The following is a 24,673-nucleotide window of genomic DNA, read 5'->3' on the forward strand; positions in this document are numbered from 1 at the left end:
CCCGCGTGTCGCCCGCCCGATCGGCGGCGGCCTCGCGAAGCGCTCGGCGTGGCGAGACGTGAAGTGGCGCGGCACGACACGGCACAGAACGGAACGAAGAAAGGCCAGTGACCGCGATGTCGGACATCACCGTCGGCGCGTACCTGCTCCGCCGCCTGCGCGAGCTGAACATCGAGCACCTCTTCGGCGTGCCCGGTGACTACAACCTCGGCTTCCTCGACCAGGTGCTCGACTCGCCCGGACAGACCTGGGTCGGCAACTGCAACGAACTCGACGCGGCCTACGCCGCCGACGGCTACGCCCGCCTCCGCGGCGCCGCCGCCCTCGTGACCACCTTCGGCGTCGGCGAGCTGTCGGCCGTCAACGGCGTCGCCGGCTCGTACGCCGAGTCGGTGCCGGTCATCGCCGTCACCGGCATGCCCGCGACGGCGGTCGCGACGGCCGGGGAACGGGTGCACCACACGCTGATGGACGGCGAGTACGACCACTTCGGCCGGATGTTCGCCGAGGTCACCGTGGACCGCGCGACCCTCTCCGCCGCGTCCGCCGCCGACATCGCCGCCGCCCCCGCGCAGATCGACCGCGTGCTGCGCGCGATGCTCCGGCACAGCAGGCCCGTACACCTCAACCTCCCCACCGACGTCGTACTGGCCCGAGTACCCGCCCCTGACGGCCCCCTCATAGCCGCCGGGGCCGAGGAGGCGACCGACCCCGCGCTGCTGCGCGCCTTCCTCGACGACTGCGCGCGCCTGCTCGACGGGGCGCGGACCGTCACCGTGCTCGCCGGGCACGAGGCCGAGCGGTACGGGCAGCGCGAGCCGCTCGGCGAACTGCTCGCGGCGGCCCCGGTGCGCGCCGCCGTGTTCTCCAGCGGCAAGGGCGTGGTGGACGAGGCCGCGCCGGGCTTCGCGGGCGTGTACACGGGCGAGTTCAGCCAGAAGGCGGCGCGGGTCGCCGTCGAGGACGCCGACTGCCTGATCCTGGTCGGCGCGGTCGCCACCGACAGCGTGACGGGCGGGTTCAGCCACCACTTCACCCCCGAGCGGACCATCGAACTGCGGCCGTACGGCGCGTCGGTGGGCCGGGCCGGGTACGACGGGGTGCGCATGGCGGACGCGGTGGCCGGGCTGACGGAGCTGCTGCGGGACGCGGAGCTGCCGGAGCCGGCGGGGTACGGACGTACGGATGGGGAGGCCGAGGCCGGGGCCGGTTCATCCACTGACACGCTGCTGACGCAACGTCAACTCTGGTCGTCCATAGCGGCGTTCCTGCCCCCGAGCAGCGTCTTCCTCGCCGAACAGGGCACGTCCTTCTTCGGCGGCCAGGAAGTACCGCTGCCCGCGGACGGGCGCTTCGTCGGCCAGCCGATGTGGGGCTCGATCGGCTACACGCTCCCCGCCGCGCTCGGCACCCAGCTCGCCGCCCCCGACCGCCGCTCGGTCCTCGTCATCGGCGACGGCTCGCTCCAGCTCACCGCCCAGGAACTGGGCACCATGACGCGGTACGGGGCCGCCCCCGTGATCGTCGTCATCAACAACGACGGCTACACCGTCGAGCGCGCCATCCACGGCGCTACCGCCTCGTACAACGACATCGCCGCCTGGGACTACACCGCGCTGCCCGCGGCCTTCGGCGGCGGCGACCGCGCGGTCTCGGTCCGCGCGGAGGCGCCCGCACAGCTCGCCGACGCGCTCGCGCTGGCCGCGCGTACGCCGGACAAGCTGGTGCTGATCGAGGCGGTGCTCTCCCGCGACGACGCGCCGGAGCTGCTCACGGCGCTGGCGGGCCGCTTCGCGGCGCAGAACGACTACGGGGCCTGACGGGGGCGTAGGGGGAGGAGGGGGAGGGGGGAGGAGGCGTACGGACCGGCGAGGGGCGCCGGTCCGTACGTCGGTCCGTACGTCGGTCCGTGCGTCTGTACGTACGTTGGTCCGTGCGTCGGTCCGTGCACTCGTGAGGGAGCAACGTCGCCTGATGAGGCACGGGACACCACGCGAACCCTTGTCACTGCCCGATCGGACGTACCGGATCAGGCCGCACGCGCACCCATGCGGGGCGCGCATGGAACACCTACACAGAACATCAAAAGCGTTTTAGCATAAGCGAGTTGTCAGCTTGGAAGCAGCGCACTAACGATCAGTGACGGGGCGCCCATGTCCAGTTTTCCTGAGATCTCCGCTGAACTCGCCACCTACTTCTCGCTGGCGACCGAGACCTTGGGCGCCGCCATGGTGGCGAGCGCCGCGCAGCGCATCGCGGACGGGTCGATCGACGCGGGCCAGGGCTACTTTCGCCGGCTCTTCCGCCGCGGTAGCGGTGAGGACGCCCCGATCGCCCTGCCTGAGGGCCGCAGTGAAGAGCGCGCCGACCATCTGCTCGGCGTGCTCTCCCCGGAGGACAGGCACCGGCTGGCCGCGGCCCTGGAGGCATGGCTCGGCGAACAGCGGGACAGCACTCCGGACGAGGCCCGCCTGGCGGAGCTCATGTCAGCCGCCCCGGCGCCCGCCCGCGCGTACCACGTCACGGCCCATGGCCCGAACTCCGCCGCCATCGGTTCGGTCGGGGACGGCGCCACCTTCCGCTTCGGCGGCGGCGGCGATCGTCACGAGGACGGGTCGTGAGATCCGCCGGCTCCGGCGCGGACAAGGGCCCCGAGACCGGCAAAGTCAGCTCCAGCTCCAGCGGCGACGGCTCGTCCTCGTTCGGCGCGGTCGGTGACCACGCCACGTTCAAATGGGAGCTCAAGCGGACGTTGACGAACGTCGCATGGCTCCCCGTGTCCGCCTGTCTCGTCATCGCCGCGACCATCGGCTTCGCCGTCTTCGCCGTCGCCCAGTGGCCCGGCGGCCCGCAGAGCCAGTACGTGTGGGCCTACGTCCTCGGGGCCCTCGCCCTGCTGATCGCCGGCGCCGCCGCCCTGTACCCGGCCGGCCGGACCGCACAGGCCCGCGATGCCGTGCGGCGGGCCGCCGACGCCCGGCGGCGCGGGATGGTCCGCGCCATCCTCGTCGGCGTCGCCGCGCTCTGCTGCGGTGGCGGCGCGCTCGCCTGGGTGGCCGTCGACCTCACCGGCGAGGTCGAGGCGGAGATGACCATCTCAGGCCCGAAGGCCGTGGACGAGAACGGCGGCACATTCACGGTGGAGATGGCGCGGCCGGCTTCCGGCGACGCACGGAACAAGCTGCGTCTGACGCTGGCCATCACCGACAGCGTTCCGGACACGGCCACCTGCGTCGGCATGATCAAGGCGGGGATCACCGCCGTCACCCCGGGCGTCACCCCGAGCACACGGGAGGTGCCCGCGCGGTCGACCGTCGACTTCGACCTCGGCGGGCACCACGGGCCTCTCCAATTCGCGGTCACCGTGCGGCCGGAGACAGGCTGTTCCATGAGCCTCGCGCGGGCCCGCGGAACGCTGCACAACGACTGAGACGAAGCGACTGGAGACCGTTCATGGGCAGAACAGGGAATCGTTCCCGCACGATCCGCGTCTGGGCCGCGGCAGCGGCCCTCGCGGGAGTCGTCCTGGCCGGCTGCTCCTCGGATCCCCCGTCGCTGTTCGCCGAAGGAAAGGTCGAGGTCGGCGCCAAGAGCGATCAGCCGGGCACGAGCTATTCACCCCACGACGGCGAGTTCAACGGCTTCGACATCACGGTGGCCAGGGAAGTGCTCGACAGGGTGGGGGTCAAGACCCCCAGTTTCAAAGGCGTCCTGTCCAAGAACCGGGTCGGCGCCCTGGACAAGGGGGACGTCCAACTCATCGCGGCCACCTACTCGATCACGAAGGAAAGGATGGCGCCGACGTCGAAAGACCATGTGGGGGTCGACTTCGTGGGCCCCTACGCAGCCACCCAACAGGGCCTCCTTGTACGGACCAAGGACGCCGGACGCTTCAAGAAGCTCAAGGACCTCGAAGGAGAGGAGGTCTGCGTCTGGGAAGGCACCACCTCCGAGGCGCTGCTGAAGAGCCCGGCGTACCAGCTCATCCACACCACCTCGAAGACAGATGCGCGGGACTGCGTCAAACTGCTGCGAGACGGCCTCGTCGCCGCCGTCTCCACCGACCAGTTGCTTCTCTACGGATTCATGGCAGTCGAACCCAAGCTCACCGTCGTGCGGTCCTTCGCATTCGGCGCGCCCAACTACTACGGCATCGCCATGGCCAAAGGCCACCGCGGCGACTGCAAGAAGCTCCGGCAAGCCCTCACGGAGTACGCGCTCAGCAATGACTGGGACCGGGACTTCCAGCTCAACCTGTCAGGTGTCCCCAAGGACATCCGCGACAGCGCCAGGCCCACCAGCGACGCTATCGACACCTACTCCTGCCGCGACGAGCCGGGCAACAGAAAGATGGACGACTGACAGCTCCCCCAGCGTCGAACGACAGCTCCTCCAACGCCGAACGACAGCTCCTTCAGCGCCGGGCGACGAGCGACGCCGGGCGGCAAGCGACGCCAGACGACGAGCAACCCCAGACGACGAGCAACCCCAGACGACGAGCAACCCCAGGCGACAATCAACGCCAGACGACGAGCGACGCCAAAGGTCGAGGAGCAGACGCACGCAACGTCGCCCGACGCTGCGCTAAGGAGCCAGGACGTCCAGTTCGGCCATAGCCCCGACCGTGATCTCGCGCGTCAGCTCCTCCGCGCGGGCGGAGTCCCGTTCCCGTACGGCCTCGGCGACGCGGACGTGGAGGGTGACGGCGGCCGGGTCGGGGTCCGTGAACATCACGTGGTGGTGGGTGCGCCCGGTGAGGACTTCGGCGACGACGTCGCCGAGGCGGGCGAACATCTCGTTGCCGGACGCGTTGAGGATCACCCGGTGGAACGCGGTGTCGTGCACGAGGTAGCCGTCGAGCTGCTGGCCGCGCGAGGTCTCCACCATGCCCAGCGCGTGCCGCGTCAGGGCGGCGCACTGCTCGGGGGTGGCGAGGGCGGCGGCGAGGCCGGCCGCGACCGGTTCGACGGCGGAGCGCAGCACCGTCAGTGACCGTAGCTGCCGGGGCCGGTCGACCCCGGCCAGCCGCCAGCGGATGACCTGCGGGTCGTAGACGTTCCACTCCTCGGTGGGGCGTACGGTCACGCCGACCCGGCGGCGCGAGGCGACCAGGTGCATGGACTCCAGGACGCGGATGGCCTCCCGTATGACGGTGCGGGAGACGTCGAAGCGCCGTTCCAGCTCGTCGGTGCGCAGGACCGTGCCCGGCGGGTACTCGCCCGCGGTGATCGCGGGGCCGAGGCAGGAGAGCACGCGCTCGTGCAGCCCGCGTATCCCCTGTGTGCCAGGCGGCAGCCCCTGCGTGTCCATGTGCTCAGCCTACGGGCCGCTCCGCCGGGGTCCCCGGCGGAATATTAAGTATGACGTTTGCGTCACAAGCTCTTGAATACGTCGTACGTATGGGTTTCAGTGTGGCGACGTACCGATGTCACCGATGTCAATGAAGACAGCGCGTGCCGATGGCGGCAGCGCGCGCAGCGGACAGTGAGGCCCCCATGAGCACCCGCACCCCTGACGCGGCCGACACCCCCCACGTGGTCGTCGTGATGGGCGTGGCCGGCACCGGGAAGACCACGATCGGCCCCCTGGTGGCGGCCGCGCTCGGGGTGCCCTACGCCGAAGGCGACGACTTCCACCCGCCCGCCAACATCGCCAAGATGTCGGCCGGCACCCCCTTGGACGACGGCGACCGCTGGCCATGGCTCGACGCGATCGGCGCGTGGGCGCACCGCCGGGCCGGGCTGGGCGGCGTGGTGAGCAGCTCCGCGCTCAAGCGCGCCTACCGCGACCGGCTGCGGGCCGCCGCGCCCGATCTCGTCTTCCTCCACCTCACGGGCGACCGCGAGCTGATCGAGGGCCGCATGGCGGAGCGCAAGGGTCATTTCATGCCGACGGCGCTGCTGGACTCGCAGTTCGCCACGCTTCAGCCGCTGGGGGCGGACGAGGCGGGTGTGGCGGTGGATGTGGCCGGTACGCCGGGAGAGATCGCCGAACGGGCGGTGGCGGCGCTGAGGGGCGTGGACGGCAGCTAGAGGGGCCGCACACCCACCGCACCCGCCCCCCCACCACCCCCACCAGAAGAACAACTTTCAGACGTTAGGAACCCGCCGTGACTCATCTCAGCGTCGAGATGCTGGCAGCGGACGCAGCGGCGCCGATCACCTCGGCAGGCCACGCGCAGCTGGGCATCGCCGTACTGGCCGGAATCGCCGCCATCGTCCTGCTGATCACCAAGTTCAAGCTGCACGCCTTCCTCTCCCTGACCATCGGCTCGCTGGTGCTGGGGGCGGTGGCGGGCGCGCCGCTGGACAAGGCGATCGCCGGTTTCACGACGGGCATCGGCTCCACGGTCGCGGGTACGGGCGTCCTCATCGCGCTCGGCGCGATCCTCGGCAAGCTGCTGGCGGACTCCGGGGGCGCGGACCAGATCGTCGACACGATCCTCGCCAAGTCGAGCGGGCGCGCGCTGCCCTGGGCGATGGTGCTGATCGCGGGCGTGATCGGGCTGCCGCTCTTCTTCGAGGTCGGCATCGTGCTGCTGATCCCGGTCGTCCTGCTCGTGGCCAAGCGCGGCAACTACTCGCTGATGCGCATCGGCATCCCCGCCCTCGCGGGCCTGTCCGTCATGCACGGTTTCATCCCGCCGCACCCGGGCCCGCTCGCGGCGATCGACGCCATCGACGCCAACCTCGGCGTGACGCTGGCCCTGGGCGTGCTGATCGCCGTCCCGACGGCGGTCATCGCGGGCCCGGTCTTCGCCCGCTACGCCGCCCGCTGGGTCGACATCACCCCGCCCGAGGGCCTGACCCCGCAGCGCGCCTCGGAGAACCTGGAACGCCGCCCGAGCTTCGGCGCCACGGTCTCGACCGTGCTCCTGCCGGTCGTGCTGATGCTCGCGAAGGCCCTGGTCGACATCGTCGTGGACGACCCGTCGAACCACGTCCAGCGCGTCACCGACGTCATCGGCTCACCGCTGATCGCCCTGCTCGCCGCCGTCATCGTCGGCATGTTCACCCTCGGCCGCGCGGCGGGCTTCGGCCGCGACCGCATCGCGACGACGGTCGAGAAGTCGCTGGCCCCGATCGCGGGCATCCTCCTGATCGTCGGCGCGGGCGGCGGCTTCAAGCAGACGCTGATCGACGTCGGCGTCGGCCAGATGATCCTGGACATCTCCAAGGACTGGAACATCTCGGCCCTCCTCCTCGCCTGGCTCATCGCGGTGGCCATCCGCCTCGCCACCGGCTCCGCCACCGTCGCCACCATCTCGGCCGCCGGCCTCGTCGCCCCCCTCGCCGCCGACATGTCCACCACCCACACCGCCCTCCTGGTCCTCGCCGTCGGCACCGGCTCCCTCTTCTTCAGCCACGTCAACGACGCCGGCTTCTGGATGGTAAAGGAGTACTTCGGGATGAACGTCGGCCAGACCGTCAAGACGTGGTCCCTGATGGAGACGATCATCTCGGTGGTCGGGATCGTGTTCGTGCTGCTGTTGTCGCTGGTGTTGTAGCGGGCTTACGGGCCCGCGCCGCCGGTACGGCCAGTACGGCCAGTACGGGTGGCGGGGCGGGCGTACGGACGTACGGGCGGGGTGCGGGCGGGCGTACGTCCGTACAGGCGGGCCCACAGGTTGGTGCTCAGCTCCCGCCGGGGATCGCCTGCCTGCCATCGCTGCGGAGCCGAGATCGGTACTCGCCCGGGGGCATGCCTCGGGCACGTCGGAAGGCGCGGCTGAAAGCGTGCGGCGAGGCGTAGCCGACCGCGCCGGAGATCGACTCGACCGGCTCGTCGGTGTCGCGGAGCCGGACGGACGCCAGGTCCATGCGCCACTGCGTCACGTACGCGCCCGGCGTCTGTCCGAGGGCGGACCGGAAGCGTCTGGACAGCGTCGTACGGGAGACCGCCGTCGCGGCCGCCAGGGACTCGGTGGTCCAGGGGTGTTCCGGTCGGGCGTGGACGCATTCCAGGGCGTCGCGCACGACCGGGTCACGCATCGCGCCCAGCCAGGAGCCGGACCGCTCCTCAGGGTGGCGGGCCAGCCAGACGCGTACGAACTGGATGAGCAGAAGGTCGACGATGCTGTTGACGGCGGCGGTGGTGCCGATCTGCGGCTGCGCGAGCTCCGCCGTCAGAAGCTCGACGGTCTTTCTGAGCTGTGCGTTCTCCCGGCTCGTGACGTGCATCGGCCGGGCGAGGGAGGTGAGCACCGGCGTACTCACCTCCGGGTCCTGCGCATAGCGCAGGACGAGCACTTCCGTCTCCGCCGGCGCCGAGCCCAGGTGCAGGGCGCTGCCGTCAGTGAGGGCCTGGTCCGTCGCCTGCCGGTCACAGGCGCTCATCGTCGTACTGGACGGCCCGCCGGCTATCCCGTGGGCGGTGCCCGGCGACAACAGGACGGCGTCTCCCGCCCGCACTTCCAGGGGTTTCCCGCCCGGCACGTGGAGCCACATCGTGCCCCGGGACACCACGTGCAGTGCCGCTCCCGGATAGGGCTCCAGCCACAGGCCCCAGGTTCCTCCGGCCTTCAGCACGACCCCGAGCGCCCCTCGCGCCCCCGATACGCGCAGGGCCTCCGCGAGTACGTCCATCGTTGCATTCTCGTCGACGGGCATCAGACCACGTCGAGAACGATCTTTCCGTGCACCTTCCGCGCGAACAGCGCCTGGACGGCGTCGGCCACGTCATGCCAGTCGCCGCGCAGTCCGACCGGCGCCGAGAGCTTCCCGGCGGCCATGAGGCGCAGCAGGTCCGTCAGCTCCGCGCTGGTCGGCGTCATGTCGCCGTAGGTGGCGATGCTGCGGGGTTCGCCGAAGCCGAACAAGTTCCCTGACGGGAACGTGGTGTCCTGCGCCGAGGAGTAGCCGACCACGTGGATGGTGCCGCCCTCGGCGAGGGAGTTCCACGCCTGGGCCGTCACCGGCCCGCCGACCGTGTCCAGGACGAGGTCGAACCGGTACTCGCTCTCGGCCAGATCGGTCAGGACCTCGTCGGCCCCGAGCTCGCGGAGTCCGGCGGCCCGGTCCGGCGAACCCACGAGGGCCGTCACCCGTGCGCCCGCCAGCGCCGCCAACTGGACGGCGAAGTGCCCCACGCCCCCGCTGGCACCGGTGATCAGGACGTCGCGCGCCAGCAGGGAACGCTTGCGCAGCACCCGCAGTGCGGTGACTCCGGCGATCCCCAGCGCGGCGCCGTCGGCCAGATTCACGCCCTCGGGAACGGTGCCGAGCGAGGCGGGGCTGACCGCCACCCGCTCCGCCCACGCGTGGGCGGACATCCCCAGCGCGACGCGCGTACCTACGGGCGGCCCCGAACCATCGGCCGCGGCGCGCGCCACGACACCGGCCGCGTCGTGACCATGAACAGCGCCGGCCGGCCACCTGTCCAGGTAATTCAGCTCTCCGAAGTTGAGACCGATGTGTCGTATCTCGACCAACGCCTCGTCACTGGACGGCACGGGCTCATCGACATCGGCGAACCGGACAGGTCCGGCCTCGCCGTGATCGACAACAAGGGCGCGCATGGGCGTGTTTCCTTCTCTCGTGAATGCTCGCGTGATGCTCCCGTGAATGCGCCTGAACACTCGGCGCGGCAGCGGACGGAGGGCGCGAATGCCGCACTGCCGTCTCCTTGAAACCCTTACGCAGGACCAGCACAGCGACCAGTCCCGTGAGAACCGATCAATTGACGATCTGTAGCAACTGGAGACGACCATTTCGGTGGTCGGGATCGTGTTGTTCGCGCTGCTTGCTGCTGCTGTCGCTGGTGTTGTAGCGGGCGTACGGGCCCGAGCCGCCGGTACGGCCAGTACGGCGAGTACGGGCGGAGGGAGCGTACGTCCGTACAGGCGGGCCTACAGGTTGTACGCGCGTAGGGACGGACGTCGCCGCCCAGCGCCAGCGCTTCCCATTCCCCCTTCGGCGGCCCGCGAGACCACTGCCCGTAGGCACCGCACCCCGGTCAGCCGCCGTGCGGCCCGTGACTCAGCCGCCGTGCAGCCCGTGGCAGAGGGCGTCGAAGGCGGTGCGGGTGGATTCCTTGAGGGCTCGGCAGGCCGATTCCGCGGGTTGTCCGGACATGAGGCGGCGGCGCAGTTCGCGCAGGGCGGCGCGGTGGAGACCGGCGAGGGCGCCGGCCAGGAGGGCGGGGGCGGGGACGGAGCCCTCCGCTTCCAGTTCGGCGGCCAGGACCGCTTCCGCGCGTTCGCGGATCTCGCGTTCGCGGGCGCGCAGGGCGGGGCTGTCCGCGATGACCTGGTGGAAGCGCAGCCCTTCTTCGGCGCTGGGGAACGGGGGGAGTTGGTGCCCCAGGGCTTCCAGGAGCTGGTCGCGGATGGCCTCGGCGGGGCAGGAGCCCGGTTCCCGTTCGCGGACCAGGCGGGCGAGTTCGCCTTCGACCTCCGCTTGGCGGTCGAAGAACAGGTCTTCCTTGGTGGGGAAGTAGTTGAAGACCGTCTGCCCGGATACGCCCACGTGGCGTGCCACCTCGGCGACGGTCACCTGATCGAACCCGTGCTCCAGGAAGAGCGGGAGCGCGGCGTCCGCGATCGCCTGCCGCGTCTGCTGCTTCTTGGTCTCGCGAAGTCCCATGGCTCAATCATAGGGCCACGCAAAATTTTGAGTCACTCAAACTTTCTCGTACGGTGGTGGCCATGCGGCTCCGGCCCCCTGCTGGACCCCTTCTGAGGAGGCGGTCATGACCACCCCACCCCCATCTCCATCCCCACTCCCGTCCCCATCCCCATCCCCGTCCCCATCCGCTGCGCCCGCCGTGCCCCGCGACGTCCGCTGGGTGCTGCTCGGCGTCATGCTCGCCATGCTGCTGTCGATGCTCGACAACATGGTCGTCAGCACCGCGATGCCGACGATCGTCGGCGACCTGGGCGGCATGGCCTCCCTCTCCTGGGTCGTCACGATCTACGCGCTGGTCACGGCGGTCACCACACCGGTGTGGGGCAAGTTCGGCGACCTCTTCGGCCGCAAGCGGATGTATCTGGCCTCGATCGCGTTCTTCATGGCCGGCTCCGCGCTCTGCGGCGCCGCCGCCTCGATGGGCATGCTGATCGCGGCCCGCGCCCTCCAGGGCATCGGCGCCGGAGGCATCGGCGCGGGCGCGTTCGCCCTGATCGCCTCACTCGTCCCGCCGCGCGAACGCGGCAAGTACCAGGGCCTGACCGCCTCCGTCATGGCCATCGGCACCATCGGCGGCCCGCTGCTGGGCGGCTTCGTCACCGACCACCTGAGCTGGCGCTGGGCCTTCTGGATCAACCTTCCCCTCGGCCTCATCACCCTGGTGTGGATCTCCGTGCTGCTGCGGCTGCCCGCCCAGCGCGTCAAGGCGCGGATCGACTGGACCGGCATCGGCCTGCTCGGCGCCGCCATCTCCGCCCTCGTCCTGGGCACCACCTGGGGCGGCGACCGCTACGCCTGGGGGAGTTGGCAGATCGCCGCACTCGGCGTCGTCGCCGCGCTGTCCCTGGCCGGGTTCATCGCGGTCGAGCGCCGGGTCGCCGAGCCTGTACTGCCGCTACGGATCTTCACCGGGCACCGCAACTTCCCGCTGTCGATCGGGATCATCTTCGCCGTCGGCGCGATCACGCTGGGCGCGGGGCTGTACCTGCCGCTGTTCCAGCAGACGGTGCAGGGGGCTTCGGCCGCCAACTCCGGCCTGCTGATGGTGCCGATGATGCTGCCCGTACTCGTCGTCTCCACGATCGCGGGCAAGGTCATGTCCGCCTCCGGCCGCTACCGGATCTTCCCCATCGTCGGCACGGCCCTGATGGCCATAGGTCTGGCCCTGCTCGCCACCATGAGCGCCGACACTCCACGCCTGCTGATCGGCTGCTACATGGTGATCCTCGGCGCGGGCCTGGGCCAGTGCATGCAGATGGCGGGCACCATCGCCCAGAACTCCGTGGAGATGCGCGACCTCGGCGTCGCCAGCAGCTCCCTCAACCTCTTCCGTTCCGTGGGCGGTTCGATCGGCGTCGCCATCTTCAGCGCCCTGTTCAACCACGCACTGAGCAGCCACAACGGCCACGTCGAAGTCGACAGCTTCGTCGACGGAACCCGGTACATCTTCCTCCTCGCCGCCGCACTCGCCGCTGTGGCCTGCGTCGCCGCCTTCTTCGTCATCGAGGTACCGCTCCGCAAGGGCCCGCCCACCGCCAAGCCCAGCACTCCAGAACCCGCCGCCGACCCCACGCCCTCCGCGTCCTGAGCCGATCCGCTCCTTCTGCTGCCGGGGCCGGCGGCGTACGGCTCGTACGGGCGGGACGCCCCCACCCGTACGAGCCGTACGCGCTCACCTTTCTACGTTCGTCCCTCCGCGCCGTAGTCGTTGGAGGCGTCGCGTTCCACGAACTCTCTCGGGTCCAGGCGGGGAGAGAGCGCCCCGTAGGCCGTCCACCGGACGATTCCGCACGCACAGCACGACTCGCTTCCGAGATCGGGGACGAGCCCTTCCGGATGAGTGCACACGATGTTCATCCGGCCGAATGCCGGCCCTTCGCACCTGGCCGATCGGCGCACGGAATCCCTTTCTGGTACGGGGAATTGGATGATGCGGGCGGTACGTTCGGGGACGTGCTCCCCGTCGGCCCGCGCATTCCGAGTGGGGTGTGCGGGGAGGGTCGGCGAAGCCGGTTTGTTCAGACGGTGAGTGAACGCGAGGCTCACGGTGAGCCCGACCGCCACCGACGCCGTGAACGCGAATAGCGCGGCGACCGCTTCTCCCGTGTACACGCGCTTCATCTACGGTTACGGTCGTCGCCCCGGACCGCTCCGGCGGCGTTCGGCGGCGACTTCGGCCTACCGCCCGGGACCACCCGGACCGCGAACTCCGCCGGTGGTTCCAGCGTCGCGTAGTCGATTACGGTCCGGCGAAAACGCGCGTGCCCGGTCTCGTACGAGTGCCGCCGCATCCACTCATCGACCCACCCCGCCCGCGTCGCGGACGGCAACCCGTCGCCGCACTGCTCTGCGTCTCCCTCTTCGTCGGAGACGCATACGACTCCGTACTCGGGCCACAGGCCGGGGGCGTGGGGGAGTGCGAACGCCTCGTAGAAGGGGGCGGCCGGTGGCGGCGGTCCGACGGCCGGCACCAGATTCCGATGTGCCGTGGGCGACGGTAGTGCGTCGCCATCGCGTTCTGGTTCTCGGCAAAGGGAGAAGATCGTCGTGCCGAACGCCGTGTTTTCCCCGTACTCCGACTCGTCATGCTTGACGGGCGATTTCGGCACGAGGAGCGAACCGTCTATCCCACGCTCCTCGATAAGTCGTGAAAGCTCGGCCCGTGCTGTGCTCTTCATAGGTGACCAACCGCCTTGCGCCATGCCCTGGTTGAGGTCATAGGTGACCCGTATGGGCGAACAATGGACTGACAAGGCAAGCGTCGCGTCACGGGGAGTACGCTCACAAGAGTTTCAGTGTTCCAACAAACAATTGGAACAAAGGAGTTCACCATGCGGCGACGCAATGCCCAGGACGGTCAAGCGGTCACGGTACAGACTCCGGGAGCTGTGTTCGGCGAACTGTTGAAGCATTACCGCCAGTCGGCGGGCTACAGCCAGGACGAACTCGCGGGGAAGATCCCCTGTGACCGCTCGACCCTCGCCCGCGTCGAGTCGGGCACACGGGTCCCCCAAGAGAGCTTCGCGCGCCTCTGCGACGAACTGCTGGGCACGGGCGGAGCGCTCCTGAAGCTCTGGCGCAAGATCGAGTGGTATCCGGCCGTGGAACATCCCGATTGGTTCAGGCGGCGAGCGAGGATGGATGCGGCGACAGTGTCCCTCCGCGAGTACCAGACACAGGTCGTTCCGGGGCTGCTTCAGTCCGAGGACTACGCGCGGGCGCTGTTTGCACAGGTCGATTCCGGAGAACTGCTCGAAGAGCGTGTCGCCGCGCGACTCAGCCGACAGCGGCGTTTCCTGGCCGCTGACGGGCCCTTGCTGATGGCGGTCCTCGACGAGAGCGCGCTTCGTACCGTGGTGGGGTCCAGTGAGGTGATGCACGGGCAGTGTGCGCACCTGCTGTCCGTGGGCCGGAGGGCGAACATCCGCATCCAGGTGGCCCCTGCCGCACCGCAGACCGCCATAGTGCGTCCCAACACGTCAATGTCGCTGATCACGCTGCCCGATGGTCAGGAGTGGGTCTATTCGGAGTCTCTGGATCGTGGCTACTTCAGCGACGATCCAGCGGCCCACGCGCGGCATGCGCGGACCTATGATGTGCTCAGGGCGGATGCTCTGTCAGCCTTTGAGTCTGCCGCTCTGATCAGGCGCTTCATGGAAGGGTACGGATCGCATGACCACAGACGATCTCAGCGCGGCGACGTGGATCAAGAGCAGCTACAGCGGAAACAACGGCGGAAATTGCGTCGAGGTGGCCCGAGGCACAGGTATCCCCGTCGTCCCCGTTCGTGACAGCAAGAACCCGCAGGGTCCGGTGCTCAGGGTCTCCTCGGAGGCGTGGGCGTCGTTTGTCGCGTTCGCTGCCGGTTGTGAAGCCTGAGGGCAGGACCTCTTCAAGCCCCGAGTACTTCCCCCAAAGCGCCCGTCGTCACTGTTGTTCGGTGGCGGCGGGCCTTTTGTTTCCGTATGCGCGGAGGAGTGCTACGTGTACGAGGCTCAACACCGTGCCGGCTGGGTACCGTAACTGCGTCTGCATGCTTCGCGCTCGTGTGCGGGCGTCCCGATCCAAAGGAAAGGGTTCGGAAGTCATGGCTACGGACGGCGATCTCAGCGTGGCGACGTGGGTCAAGAGCAGCTACAGCGGAAACAACGGCGGCGACTGCGTCGAGGTGGCCCGAGGTGCAGGTTTCCCCGTTGTCCCGGTTCGTGACAGTAAGAATCCGCAGGGTCCGGTGCTCAGGGTTTCGCCGGAGGCGTGGGCGTCGTTTGTCGCGTTCGCTGCCGGGTGTGAAGCCTGAAGTCGGACGGCCGCCGAGTGCCGCGTGCGCCCGCCAATTGCGTCTGCCCGATTCGTGTTCGTGTGCGGACATCCCGATCCAGAGGGAAGGGTTCGAGGGCATGGCTATGGATGACGATCTCAGCGTGGCGACGTGGTCCAGGAGCAGCTACAGCGGTGCAAACGGCGGCGATTGCGTCGAGGTGGCCCGAGGTACAGGTATCCCTGTCGTCCCGGTTCGTGACAGTAAGAATCCGCTGGGGCCGGTGCTCTGGGTTTCGCCGGAGGCGTGGGTGTTGTTCGTCGAGTTCGCTGCCGGGTGTGAGGCCTGAAGTCGAACGGCTGCCGAGTGCGGCGTGCGCCCGCCAATTGCGTCTGCCCGATTCGTGTTCGTGTGCGGACATCCCGATCCAGAGGGAAGGGTTCGAGGGCATGGCTATGGATGACGATCTCAGCGTGGCGACGTGGTCCAGGAGCAGCTACAGCGGTGCAAACGGCGGAAATTGCGTCGAGGTAGCCCGAGGTGCAGGGGGCACTGTCGTCCCGGTTCGCGACAGCAAGAACCCGCAGGGTCCGGTGCTCAGGGTCTCGCCGGAGGCGTGGGTGTCGTTTGTCGAGTTCGCTGTCGGGTGCGAAGTTTGCAGCGGAAGGCCGCCCGCACTGTCCGAGCGCACAGCGACGTAGCAGAGGAGCACGGGCATGAGCAGTGAGCGTGTCATACCCGACGCGTCGTCCTTGAGGGGCTGGCGAAAGTCCAGCTACAGCGGGGGTAGCAACGGCAGTTGTCTTGAGGTCGTAGATGGGCATGTGACGGGGGTCCCTATCCGCGACAGCAAGAACCCACATGGGCCGGCGATCGTGTGCAGCCGTGCGGCGTGGGCGTCGTTCGTTGCGTTCGCTGCCGGGTGCGAAGCCTGAGGTCCGACCGCCGCTGAGTGCCACGTGCGCCCGCCGTTACCACAGTTCGGTGACGGCGGGCTTTCTGCGCGCGTACCCGTGTCCGTACTCGTGCTCGTACTCATGAAGCAGCGCTACGGGCCGTGTGCTGCTCAGTGGTACAGGTTTCAGCGGAAGTGGGCCAACAAGCCGCATGGGGCGGGTGTTTGTGGTGGTGAGGGAGGGGTTTGGGGAGTGGGGCAAGGTGCCGCGCCGACGACATGCCCCGGTGTACCGTAATTGCGTCCACACGCTCCGTGTTCATACGCGGAGCGGCCCCCAGTGGTGCAGCAACACCGCCTGAGGGCCTTCATCACCAGTGGACGTCACCCTGCAAGGGAAGAAGGTCCACCAGGATGCTTCGGCATGCTATCGCGCCCACGGGGCGCTACACGAAGGCTTCGAACGACGTCGTCCGCCATGCGCGCTTGAACAGTGACGCGAAGATTCTTCTCCTCTACGTGCAGGGGCTGCCCGAGTCAGAGACGGCCAAGCCGCTCGGCGAGCACGCGGCGCGCCTCGGGATCACGGGGCGGGCGTTCCAGAAGGCCAAGCGGCTGCTGGTAGAGAGCGGTTACTTCCACGACTGGCGCTGGCAGACGGAGCGCGGGCGGTGGGTGACGGAGCAGGTGTTCGCCAATGTCGTGCTGAGCGCCGAGGAGGCCGTACGCGTCCGCGACGGCGAGCCGCCGAGTGTGCAGTATCCGACGGTCGGTGCGCCGAGTGGCCGGAGCGTCGGCGGCTCTCTCCGTAAGAAGAAGACTGAGGAGAAGAAATCCTCCCACCCACCCACCGAACCCGCCGTCGCCGACGACCCTGAGGCCGCACTCCGAAGGAAGATCCTGGAACCCCACCTCGCCGAGGCGGAACGCGTACTGCTGTCGCTGCGCCGCGTCGACCGGCGCTTGTGGCTGGGCGCCGCCGAGGTCCGGGAGTTGGCCGGGGCCGCCGCCGAGTGGTTTCTGCGCGGGGCCCGTGCCGGGGAGCTGCGAGACGCGCTCACGACCGGCCTGCCGCCCGAAGGAGTGCGGTACGCACCGGGATTCGTGCGCCGCCGCCTCGCCGACAGGCTCCCGGAGGCACCGAGCTTCGCCGAACAGCAACGGCGTTCCCGCATGGACGAACCGCCGTCGCCACCGGCCCGGTTCGCGACCTGCCAAGGCCCCGGCAGCGAACACGTCTTCCGCCCCGCAGCCGACGAGACCCACTGCGGCCCCTGCCGCCAGACCCGAGCCGAGGCGGCTTTCTCCGCTCGCCGGGCTGCCGGGGCAGTCTGACGGCCGCACCGGGGCCTTGGGCGCTGGGCCTGGGGTTCGGGGCGGCCGGCGGATGGTGTCGGTTCCTGCGAGCGGTGCTCGGCGGCGGGGGCCAGGCGTTAGCGCTGGTGCGGGGAGTGCTGCGCACGGTGGGCGGAGTGGACAGGTGGGAGTGCTGGTTCGTGCGGGGACCACACCGGCCTCAAGAAAGCGGACGTGACCGGGGGTTGGCCGTACCAGGACCTGAGGGTCCACCCCCGCACGCGCGGGGGCCACTCCTCACACTGTGAGGAGACTCCTTACGAGGCGGGACTACCCCGCACGCGCGGGGAGCACCGAGGGCGACAAGAGCAAGCAGGACCAGAGCGGGGACCACCCCCCGCACGTGCGGGGAGCACCCCCTCGTTCAACAGACCGGCGGGCTCATCTGGGGACCACCCCCGCACGTGCGGGGAGCACTCCGGATTCTGCATCGCGAAGAACTTCTGAATGGGACCACCCCCGCACGTGCGGGGAGCACCTGACCCCATCACTCTGCGCACCGGCGCGGAAGGGACCACCCCCCGCACGTGCGGGGAGCACTGCACTGGGCCACCAGCCCCCTGGCCCGGCTCGGGACCACCCCCGCACGTGCGGGGAGCACCCTTCGTGACCTGCTGTTTCAGGTCGGTGGGCCTTGGTTTCTATCCACCTGTGCAGATTCCGGCATTCGGCGCAAACCCCCTTCCCGCCGACTGGGGCCGTCTGTTGGGACAACGCAAGCAGCCCGACCGGAGTGCCCGCAACGCCAGTTGCGACGGGCATTGTCGGAAGTGGTCGTCCCCCTGCCCCAACGCCATGACTGGTCGTAGCCGAGGTCCGGGAGTCGGCGGAGCCGCTGCCGAGTGGTTTCTGCGCGGGGCCCGTGCCGGGGGGGGCGGGACGCGCTCACGACCGGCCCGCTGCCCGAAGGGGTGCGGTACGCGCCGGGGTTCGTGCGCCGTCGCCTCGCCGACAGGCTGCCGGAGGTGCTGAGCTTCGCCGAACAGCAACAGCGGTGCCGTACGGGCCAACCACTGTCGCCGCCGGTCCGGTTCGCGACCTGCCAAGGCCCCGGCAGTGAGCACGTCTTCCGCCCCGCAGCGGATGAGACCCATTGCGGCCCCTGTCGCCCCGAGCCGAGGCCGCTTTCTCCGCTCGCCGCGCCGCCGGGGCAGTCTGACGGCCGCACCGTAACCCTGAACTCTGGGCCCGGGGCGGCCGGCGGGTGGTGTGGGTTCCTGAGAGTGGTGCTCGGCGGCGGGGGTCTGGTGCTGGCGCTGGTGCGGGGAGTGCTGTGCATAGTGGGTGGGCGAAGCTGGTGGGTGGGGCGTGCCGGTTCGTTTGGGGGCTACCCCCGCACGCGAGGCGGATCGCAGGCGCCAGTCCGGCGCCCAGGGCCGGGGCCGGGGACCATCCCGGCACGCGCGGGGACCACCCGGTGCGTTGGCGAATCCCAGACCGTCACCCCGGGACCACGCCGCGCGCGGGGACCACGCCACCGTGCCGCCGGTCGCCGCGCCCACAGTGAACGGTTCAGAAATTTATGCGGTGAGGTTCGGCGGGGACGAAGAGGATCGAGCCGTTACCGGACTCACCAACGGCGACGTACGGTCCGATGACCTCGGCCAGATCAAGTCGATGCCTGTCTACCGAACCCGCATTGAGTTCTACTGCGGCATAGGAGTGTTCGGCGGAAAGGCCGTTGCGCGTCCTACCGGTGTACTCAACGGCTGACGCCATCAAAGAGCCCCATGCTCGTCTCCCCTGGCCGGGGCGGCGGGTACGGGGCTCTTCTGGCGTTGCGATCGCCCGTTGTGCCGATCAGACCAAGTGTCGGGGAATCCTGCGCACTTGACGGGGCACGTCGCACGAGCGACGCTCGTGTGCAATCAGACAGAACCGACCAGGCAGGGGTCAAGGTCATGACTCTACTGTTCCTCGGCAAGGACCCGAACACCAACGGCGACGACTGCCCCACCGTGTGGGTGGATGACACAACGGCGGACCTGGTGTTCCAGGGGTGGAAAGCCGATGAAGTGACCGAAGTGGAATGCCGGATCGTCGGTCACATCCCCGACACTGAAACAGTGATTCGAATTCCGTCGCGCATGGTGCCGCTGGTCAGGAAGGCGTGCGATGAAGCCGAACAGCGTGCCGCCCTTCGCTGAGCTGATCAGCGAATGTCGGCGTTCCGCCGTACACCTGGAGATGCGCGACGTATACGGCGTGGCAGCTGAGGCTGACGACTTCGAGGAGTGGCAAGCGCGCGGGCAGATCTCTTCCGGATCTGTCGAACGACGCCAACCCTGGTTGAGCTTGGTGCGCGAGGTGGTAAACCGTGGCGTGGTCATGCGTCGCGCCCGGATCGTCTCCGTACCGGTCAGTGAGTACATCCACTACGAACATGCTGGTACGTATCTCAACGTCGAGGCCGGAGAGTTGGTCCGTTGGCTGCCCCGAAGGGAGGCGGCACCGCTCGCTCTTCCCGGTGCTGACTTCTGGCTGTTTGACGACCAGTTCATCCGCTTCGGTCACTTCGCCGGCGACGGTTCATCTGCTGGTCACGAACTCAACACGAACCCGGACGTGATCAAACTGTGCGCTGATGCCTTCGAAGCTGTCTGGCATCTCGGCACACCACACGAAAGGTTCACGATCTGACCCGCGTCAGCGGTCGGCTAGCTCATGCCCCACTACCAGTCATCGAGTGTCGAGACCGCCCGTAAAGCCGTGGCGGAGAGACTGCGCGAAGTGCGCTTGGATGCCGAGCTGCAAGGGCAAGAGCTGGCCAGTCGCTGCGGCTGGCACAAGTCCAAGGTTTCCCGCATCGAAAACGCCCGCACACCCCCCTCTGACGCTGATATCCGTGAGTGGTGTGCGGGGTGCGATGCCGACGACCAGGCCGCCGACATCATCGCTGCTTCGCGATCAGCCGACTCCATGTATCTGGAGTGGAAGCGACTACAGCGCACCGGCCTACGACGTCTGCAAGAGTCCCGCATTCCGCTGTACGAGCGGACCAAACTGCACCGGGGCTATGCCTCACACGTCGTACCGGGGCTCATCCAGACGCCCGCGTACGCCACCGCATTGCTGTCGGTCATCGGGCGCTTCCACGGCACGCCGGACGATACGGCAGAAGCAGTAGCCGCGCGCATTTCCCGTTCCAACGTGCTGCATGGTGCGGGGCATCGCTTCACGCTCCTTATGGAAGAGTCCGTGTTGCGGTACCAAATCGGGAATGCCGAGACGATGGCCGGTCAGTTGGGGCATCTGCTTTCGGTCATGTCGCTGCCCGCTGTCTGCTTGGGTGTGATCCCTTTCGCGGCACGGGAACGCGGCATGTGGACACTTGAGGCGTTCAACGTCTTTGATGACGAACGTGTGCATGTAGAACTGCTGACCGCTCAGGTGACGCTCACGGCCCCTGGAGAGGTGGCCATGTACGTAAAGGCATTCGTGGATCTGCGAGAACTGGCCGTGTACGGAGCGGAAGCTCGGAAGCTCGTTGCTGCGGCTCTTGAAGTGATCCGCTGAAAATGTGTGTGCAACAACATAGAACTGACTATGAGTTGGATAACCAACGTGCCTAGCGTTGTCGCCCTCAGGACGACGCGAGGGGACAACCCCATGAACAACCCGGCAACCTACCCAGGCCCACCCATTGAACTTCCGCTGAGAACCGACGCCGAACCGCCCCCGGAGCCAGGCTGCGACGTATGCGCCGTACTGGCCGAGGAGCGTGGCGATGCGCGCACGGCGGGAGACATGTCCAAGGTCTCAGACGCGAATGTCGAGATCCGCAGGCATCCTCACTCAGCGAAGCGCCGGCGGACGTGATCCCTTTGGCGGAGTACAAAGGTGTCCGTGCAGAGGCAGAGCACGTAGCCGATCTACTGCGCGCCGCTCTCATGCGCGCCGGGATCTCGGAGGATGAGGCCGCTCGGGTTCGCCCGCTCGTGACTGCCAGGGGGCGCGCCTACGTCGAGTTGGGCGCCTTTCGACTGGGCGACGCGGGCAAGTTGCTGGACGCCTTGCCCTTGTATCGACGGCAGAGCGACAGCGACGCGGACGGACCCGCACCCTCCGCCGGGAACTTCGACTGCCCCTAACGACTTCGATCGCAGGGTGGCGGCGAACCACAGGCACAACATGACGGAGTGGCGACACCCCGACCTCCACGACAGGGGTGCTATTTCGGAGGAGAAGGCATCTCGACTGGCCCCGCTCGCGTACTGCCCCCGCAGTGCTCGGGCGGGGCTACCTGTCGTCCTGGCCCTCATTGCCGTTGATGCCGCGACTGGCTGACGAATGACCCCATGCCGGGGGTCGTAACGATCAGCCCTTCGTCCCGCAGCGCGGCGGTCGCTTTGCGGACCGTTGTCCTGGCCACGCCGACCTCGCTCTCCAACTGCATTATGGTCTGTTTTGCCGGGTCGTTTGCGGGTCGGGACCACCCCCGCACGTGCGGGGAGCACCGATGCCGGGAGCCGGAGGCACCGGAGGAGTGGGGACCACCCCCGCACGTGCGGGGAGCACTCGGTCCCCGCGTCGATCCCGCCCAGGAACACGGGACCACCCCCGCACGTGCGGGGAGCACTGACGACTTCGGGAGGTGAGCCGCGCCGGGGTGGGACCACCCCCGCACGTGCGGGGAGAACCCTGCGTGACCTGCTGTTTTAGGTCGGCGGGGCGTGGTTTTTATCCACTTGTGCAGATTCCGGCATTCAGTGCAAACCTCCTGCTCGCTGACCCTGGACCGTCTGTTGGGGTAACGCGAGTAGCCCAATCAGAGTGCCCGCAACGTCAGTCGCGACGGTGATTGTCGGAAGTGGCCGCCCCTTCGCCCGACGTCGTGGCTGGGCGCGGCCGAGGTCCGGGAGTTGGCCGGAGCCGTCGCCGAGTGGTTTCTGCGCGGGGCCCGTTCCGGGGAGTTGCGAGACGCGCTCACGACCGGCCTGCCGCCTGAAGGGGGCGGTATGCGCCGGGATTCGTGCGTCGTCGGCTCGTCGACAGACTGCCAGAGGTGCTGAGTTTCGCCGAACAGCAACGGCGTTCCCGTATGGACCAATCGCCGTCGCCACTGGCCCGGTTTGCGCCCTGCCAAGGTCCCGGCAGTGAGCACGTCTTTCGCCCCGCAGCCGACGAGACCCACTGCGGCCCCTGCCGACAATCCCGAGCCGAGGCCGCTTTCTCCGCTCGCCGGGCTGCGGGGGCAGTCTGACGGCGGCCCCGTGGCCCTGGACCCGGGGCCTGGCGTCCGGGGCGGCTGGCGGGTGGCGTGGGTTCCTGCGAGTGGTGCTTGGCGGCGGGGGCCTGGTGCTGGTGCTGGCGCGGGGAGTGTTGCGCATGGTGGGTGGGTGAAGGCGACTGGTGGGGCGTGCCGGATCGTGTGGGGGCTGCCCCCGCACACGCGGGGACCACCGGGGCCGCGCAAAGGTGGGCCTCGCCCCCTCGGGGCCACCCCCGCACATGCGGGGACCACTTTCTTCTCGTGACTCCGTAGCGAGTCTGTGTGGGACCACCCCCGCACGTGCGGGGAGCACTTCGGCGGCGATGGCTCGCGCGTGTCCGGCCAGGGACCACCCCCGCACGTGCGGGGAGCACGCAGGGACACGGCGGTTCGGTCTGTCGGATTCGGGACCACCCCCGCACGTGCGGGGAGCACTACGCCGAGGCCGAGGCCGACATGGGCCACCAGGGACCACCCCCGCACGTGCGGGGAGCACCCTTCGTGACATGCGGTTTCAGGTCGGCGGGCCTTGGTTTTTATCCACTTGTGCAGATTCCGGCATACAGTGCAAATCTCCTACTTGCTGACCCAGGGTCGTCTGTTGGAACAACGCAAGCAGTCCAACCGGAGTGCCCGCAACGTCAGTCGCGACGGTGATTGTCGGAAGTGGCCGCCCCCTGGCCTCAACGTCATGACTGGTCGTAGCCGAGGCCCGGAATCGGCGTGGGTGTCACCGAGTAGTCCGCCGCGCGGGGGCCCGTGCGGTGGGTCTGCGGGGCGTGCTCACCACCGGGGCGCGGTCTGAAGGAGTGCGGGGCCACCGCAGTGCCTGCCAGGCCAGGCGGGCGGTGGTCTTCTCCGTGTCGTAGAGGTCGGCGACCGTGGCCGGCCCGTCGAGGTCGGCGACTCCGGGGACGTGCGAGAGCAGGTACCGGACCTGCACATCCTGCTTGCCGTTGGCCGCGAATTCGGGCCAGGAACGGGCCACGGGCGCATGGACGTCGAGGTCGCCGCTGTCGACGAGCATGAGCGCGGCGAGGCTGGTGACGGTTGTGGTGACGGACCACACATTGGTGACGGTGTTCTCGGCCCACGCGAGGGTGCGGGCGGGGTCGCGGTGGCCGCCGCCCCAGAGGTCGACGGCGCGCGCGCCGTCGATGTCGACGACCAGCGAAACACCGATTTCCTCGCCGGAATTCAAGTTTCGCTGCAACGCGGCCCGTACGGCGTCGAAATGGGGTTGACGGGTGGTGCCGTGGACGTCGGTCGTGACCGGCGCCTTCTCCTGACCTCCCCGGGGGCTTCTTCTCGCTGAGACGAGCCGGCGGGAGGCCCGTACGGTGATGGGCCGGCGGGGGCCCGTACGGGTGACAGGCCGGGCCTCCCGCCAAGCGGCCTCATGCCGCAGGAAGGTGTTCCTCGGCGAAGGCGACGGCGTCGGCGACCGCCTTGTCCGCGGCGGGGTGGTGTCCGACGACCAGGTGCCACACGTGCCCCATCCCCGGTGCGACGTCAAGGCGGACCGGTACGGAGTCCTCGGCCAGCTTCGCGGCCAGCCGGATGGCGTCGCTGAGCATCACCTCGTGTCCGCCGATCTGGATCAGGACCGGGGGCAGTCCGCGGGTGTCGGCGAAGACCGGTGAGGCCAGCGGGCTGCTCTGCGGGGCGTTGCCGAGGGCGATGGCCGCGGCTTGGCGCAGCCCCGCGCGGCTTACGGACGGGTCGACGCCGTCGAGCGTGACCATCGAGGCCCCGGTGTGTTCGAGGTTGGCCCAGGGCGAGATGGCTATCGAGGCGGCCGGCAGCGCGAGCCCCAGGTCACGGGCGGCGACCAGGGCGCTGACCGCCATCGCGCCACCGGCGGAGTCGCCGGCGAACACGATGTCCCGCGGCGCGACGCCCTGCGCCAGGAGCCAGCGGTAGGCCGTCACGGAGTCGTCGACGGCGGCGGGGAAGACCGCCTCGGGCGCGAGCCGGTAGTCCGGCACGAGGACGCGGGCGCGCAGCCGCCGGGCGAGAGTCCCGGCGAGGCCGCGGTAGCCCTGCGGGTCTCCCGCGAGGTAGCCGCCGCCGTGCAGGTAGACCAGGTGCCGACCGGGGACGGCGTCCTCGGGGACCGCGATTTCGGCGGGCACTCCGTCCGCGTCCACGGATTCGAAGGTCACGCCATCCGGCGGCGGGAACGAGTCCTGGAAGAACTTCCGGTAGCCGAGCCGGACGGCCTCCAGGCTCTCGGGCCCCTCTCCGGCGGCCGCGCTGAAGGCGAGACCACTGCGCCTCGCCCACTCCTGGTAGAAGGCGGGGACATTGAACGAAGCCATGGGAGA

Annotated in this window: 25 protein-coding genes and 2 CRISPR repeat arrays; of the genes, 17 read left to right on the forward strand and 8 right to left on the reverse strand. The window is 69.1% G+C overall.

All coding sequences use genetic code 11. The features are described 5' to 3' along the window. Nucleotides 1-116 precede the first annotated feature (116 nt). From AB0I22_RS26940 to AB0I22_RS26955, 4 genes are all read left to right on the forward strand, one after another. Complete coding sequence (locus AB0I22_RS26940; protein WP_363133527.1) at nucleotides 117-1,820, forward strand: thiamine pyrophosphate-binding protein; 1,704 nt, start codon at nucleotides 117-119, stop codon at nucleotides 1,818-1,820. Between the two features lie 333 nt (nucleotides 1,821-2,153). After that, nucleotides 2,154-2,621 carry a hypothetical protein gene (locus AB0I22_RS26945; protein ID WP_363133492.1) on the forward strand — a complete coding sequence of 156 codons (468 nt, stop codon included), beginning with the start codon at nucleotides 2,154-2,156 and terminating at the stop codon, nucleotides 2,619-2,621. Beyond that, nucleotides 2,618-3,430 carry a hypothetical protein gene (locus AB0I22_RS26950; protein ID WP_363133493.1) on the forward strand — a complete coding sequence of 271 codons (813 nt, stop codon included), beginning with the start codon at nucleotides 2,618-2,620 and terminating at the stop codon, nucleotides 3,428-3,430. The genes AB0I22_RS26945 and AB0I22_RS26950 overlap by 4 nt, the downstream gene beginning before the upstream one ends. 23 nt (nucleotides 3,431-3,453) lie before the next feature. Next, the gene (locus AB0I22_RS26955; protein WP_363133494.1) at nucleotides 3,454-4,362 is read left to right on the forward strand and encodes a transporter substrate-binding domain-containing protein; all 909 of its coding nucleotides are present in this window, start codon (nucleotides 3,454-3,456) and stop codon (nucleotides 4,360-4,362) included. Between the two features lie 222 nt (nucleotides 4,363-4,584). Here AB0I22_RS26955 and AB0I22_RS26960 read toward each other — a convergent pair whose 3' ends face one another. After that, nucleotides 4,585-5,310, reverse strand: a complete 726-nt coding sequence (locus AB0I22_RS26960; RefSeq protein ID WP_363133495.1) for an FCD domain-containing protein — start codon at nucleotides 5,308-5,310, stop codon at nucleotides 4,585-4,587. Nucleotides 5,311-5,495: 185 nt separating this feature from the next. Between AB0I22_RS26960 and AB0I22_RS26965 the strand changes: the two genes are divergently transcribed. Next, on the forward strand, nucleotides 5,496-6,032 hold the full coding sequence (locus AB0I22_RS26965) for a gluconokinase (RefSeq protein ID WP_363133496.1): 537 nt from the start codon (nucleotides 5,496-5,498) through the stop codon (nucleotides 6,030-6,032). A gap of 77 nt (nucleotides 6,033-6,109) precedes the next feature. After that, complete coding sequence (locus AB0I22_RS26970) at nucleotides 6,110-7,507, forward strand: gluconate:H+ symporter (protein ID WP_363133497.1); 1,398 nt, start codon at nucleotides 6,110-6,112, stop codon at nucleotides 7,505-7,507. 127 nt (nucleotides 7,508-7,634) lie between these two features. On the opposite strand, the gene AB0I22_RS26975 is transcribed toward AB0I22_RS26970, so the two are convergent. The 3 genes from AB0I22_RS26975 to AB0I22_RS26985 form a co-directional block, all read right to left on the reverse strand. Further along, nucleotides 7,635-8,585 (reverse strand): AraC family transcriptional regulator, encoded by a 951-nt coding sequence (locus AB0I22_RS26975; RefSeq protein ID WP_363133498.1) that lies wholly within the window; start codon nucleotides 8,583-8,585, stop codon nucleotides 7,635-7,637. A gap of 23 nt (nucleotides 8,586-8,608) precedes the next feature. Next, nucleotides 8,609-9,517: a zinc-binding dehydrogenase gene (locus tag AB0I22_RS26980; protein WP_363133499.1), complete on the reverse strand. Its 909-nt coding sequence runs from the start codon at nucleotides 9,515-9,517 to the stop codon at nucleotides 8,609-8,611. Between the two features lie 460 nt (nucleotides 9,518-9,977). Further along, nucleotides 9,978-10,583 (reverse strand): TetR/AcrR family transcriptional regulator, encoded by a 606-nt coding sequence (locus AB0I22_RS26985; RefSeq protein ID WP_363133500.1) that lies wholly within the window; start codon nucleotides 10,581-10,583, stop codon nucleotides 9,978-9,980. A gap of 181 nt (nucleotides 10,584-10,764) precedes the next feature. Between AB0I22_RS26985 and AB0I22_RS26990 the strand changes: the two genes are divergently transcribed. After that, nucleotides 10,765-12,213, forward strand: coding sequence for an MDR family MFS transporter (locus AB0I22_RS26990; protein ID WP_363133501.1), 1,449 nt, complete (start codon nucleotides 10,765-10,767; stop codon nucleotides 12,211-12,213). A gap of 92 nt (nucleotides 12,214-12,305) precedes the next feature. On the opposite strand, the gene AB0I22_RS26995 is transcribed toward AB0I22_RS26990, so the two are convergent. Both AB0I22_RS26995 and AB0I22_RS27000 read right to left on the reverse strand, forming a co-directional pair. Further along, complete coding sequence (locus AB0I22_RS26995; protein ID WP_363133502.1) at nucleotides 12,306-12,746, reverse strand: DUF6255 family natural product biosynthesis protein; 441 nt, start codon at nucleotides 12,744-12,746, stop codon at nucleotides 12,306-12,308. After that, complete coding sequence (locus AB0I22_RS27000) at nucleotides 12,743-13,303, reverse strand: hypothetical protein (RefSeq protein ID WP_363133503.1); 561 nt, start codon at nucleotides 13,301-13,303, stop codon at nucleotides 12,743-12,745. The genes AB0I22_RS26995 and AB0I22_RS27000 overlap by 4 nt, the downstream gene beginning before the upstream one ends. Before the next feature lie 153 nt (nucleotides 13,304-13,456). On the opposite strand from AB0I22_RS27000, the gene AB0I22_RS27005 reads away from it, so the two are divergent. The 10 genes from AB0I22_RS27005 to AB0I22_RS27050 all read left to right on the forward strand — a co-directional run bounded on the left by AB0I22_RS27005 (nucleotide 13,457) and on the right by AB0I22_RS27050 (nucleotide 20,650). Then, complete coding sequence (locus AB0I22_RS27005) at nucleotides 13,457-14,416, forward strand: helix-turn-helix transcriptional regulator (RefSeq protein ID WP_363133504.1); 960 nt, start codon at nucleotides 13,457-13,459, stop codon at nucleotides 14,414-14,416. Then, a complete protein-coding gene (locus AB0I22_RS27010; protein WP_363133505.1) occupies nucleotides 14,376-14,504 on the forward strand; it encodes a DUF397 domain-containing protein in 129 nt (42 codons plus the stop codon). Before AB0I22_RS27005 ends, AB0I22_RS27010 begins: the two co-directional genes overlap by 41 nt. Nucleotides 14,505-14,712: 208 nt before the next feature. Then, nucleotides 14,713-14,922, forward strand: coding sequence for a DUF397 domain-containing protein (locus AB0I22_RS27015; protein ID WP_363133506.1), 210 nt, complete (start codon nucleotides 14,713-14,715; stop codon nucleotides 14,920-14,922). 106 nt (nucleotides 14,923-15,028) lie between these two features. Continuing rightward, complete coding sequence (locus AB0I22_RS27020; protein WP_363133528.1) at nucleotides 15,029-15,232, forward strand: DUF397 domain-containing protein; 204 nt, start codon at nucleotides 15,029-15,031, stop codon at nucleotides 15,230-15,232. Nucleotides 15,233-15,338: 106 nt separating this feature from the next. Then, nucleotides 15,339-15,584 (forward strand): DUF397 domain-containing protein, encoded by a 246-nt coding sequence (locus AB0I22_RS27025; RefSeq protein WP_363133529.1) that lies wholly within the window; start codon nucleotides 15,339-15,341, stop codon nucleotides 15,582-15,584. Nucleotides 15,585-15,599: 15 nt separating this feature from the next. Next, the gene (locus AB0I22_RS27030) at nucleotides 15,600-15,818 is read left to right on the forward strand and encodes a DUF397 domain-containing protein (protein WP_363133507.1); all 219 of its coding nucleotides are present in this window, start codon (nucleotides 15,600-15,602) and stop codon (nucleotides 15,816-15,818) included. Nucleotides 15,819-16,264: 446 nt separating this feature from the next. After that, complete coding sequence (locus AB0I22_RS27035; RefSeq protein ID WP_363133508.1) at nucleotides 16,265-17,113, forward strand: hypothetical protein; 849 nt, start codon at nucleotides 16,265-16,267, stop codon at nucleotides 17,111-17,113. 1,922 nt (nucleotides 17,114-19,035) lie between these two features. Beyond that, nucleotides 19,036-19,281, forward strand: coding sequence for a hypothetical protein (locus AB0I22_RS27040; RefSeq protein ID WP_363133509.1), 246 nt, complete (start codon nucleotides 19,036-19,038; stop codon nucleotides 19,279-19,281). After that, nucleotides 19,250-19,774 carry a DUF6879 family protein gene (locus AB0I22_RS27045; protein WP_363133510.1) on the forward strand — a complete coding sequence of 175 codons (525 nt, stop codon included), beginning with the start codon at nucleotides 19,250-19,252 and terminating at the stop codon, nucleotides 19,772-19,774. Before AB0I22_RS27040 ends, AB0I22_RS27045 begins: the two co-directional genes overlap by 32 nt. 24 nt (nucleotides 19,775-19,798) lie before the next feature. Then, a complete protein-coding gene (locus tag AB0I22_RS27050) occupies nucleotides 19,799-20,650 on the forward strand; it encodes a helix-turn-helix transcriptional regulator (RefSeq protein WP_363133511.1) in 852 nt (283 codons plus the stop codon). A 912-nt stretch (nucleotides 20,651-21,562) separates the two neighbouring features. Next, nucleotides 21,563-21,774: direct repeats of the CRISPR family, unit length 29 nt; unit sequence GGGACCACCCCCGCACGTGCGGGGAGCAC. A 734-nt stretch (nucleotides 21,775-22,508) separates the two neighbouring features. Beyond that, nucleotides 22,509-22,842: direct repeats of the CRISPR family, unit length 29 nt; unit sequence GGGACCACCCCCGCACGTGCGGGGAGCAC. 234 nt (nucleotides 22,843-23,076) lie between these two features. Here the strand turns inward: AB0I22_RS27050 and AB0I22_RS27055 are convergent. Beyond that, entirely contained in the window at nucleotides 23,077-23,862 is a 786-nt protein-coding gene (locus AB0I22_RS27055; protein WP_363133512.1) for a serine hydrolase domain-containing protein, read from the reverse strand. Continuing rightward, entirely contained in the window at nucleotides 23,744-24,667 is a 924-nt protein-coding gene (locus AB0I22_RS27060) for an alpha/beta hydrolase (RefSeq protein ID WP_363133513.1), read from the reverse strand. The genes AB0I22_RS27055 and AB0I22_RS27060 overlap by 119 nt, the downstream gene beginning before the upstream one ends. Nucleotides 24,668-24,673: the final 6 nt, after the last annotated feature.

It is taken from the genome of Streptomyces sp. NPDC050610 (genome assembly GCF_040654875.1).
Lineage (GTDB): Bacteria > Actinomycetota > Actinomycetes > Streptomycetales > Streptomycetaceae > Streptomyces.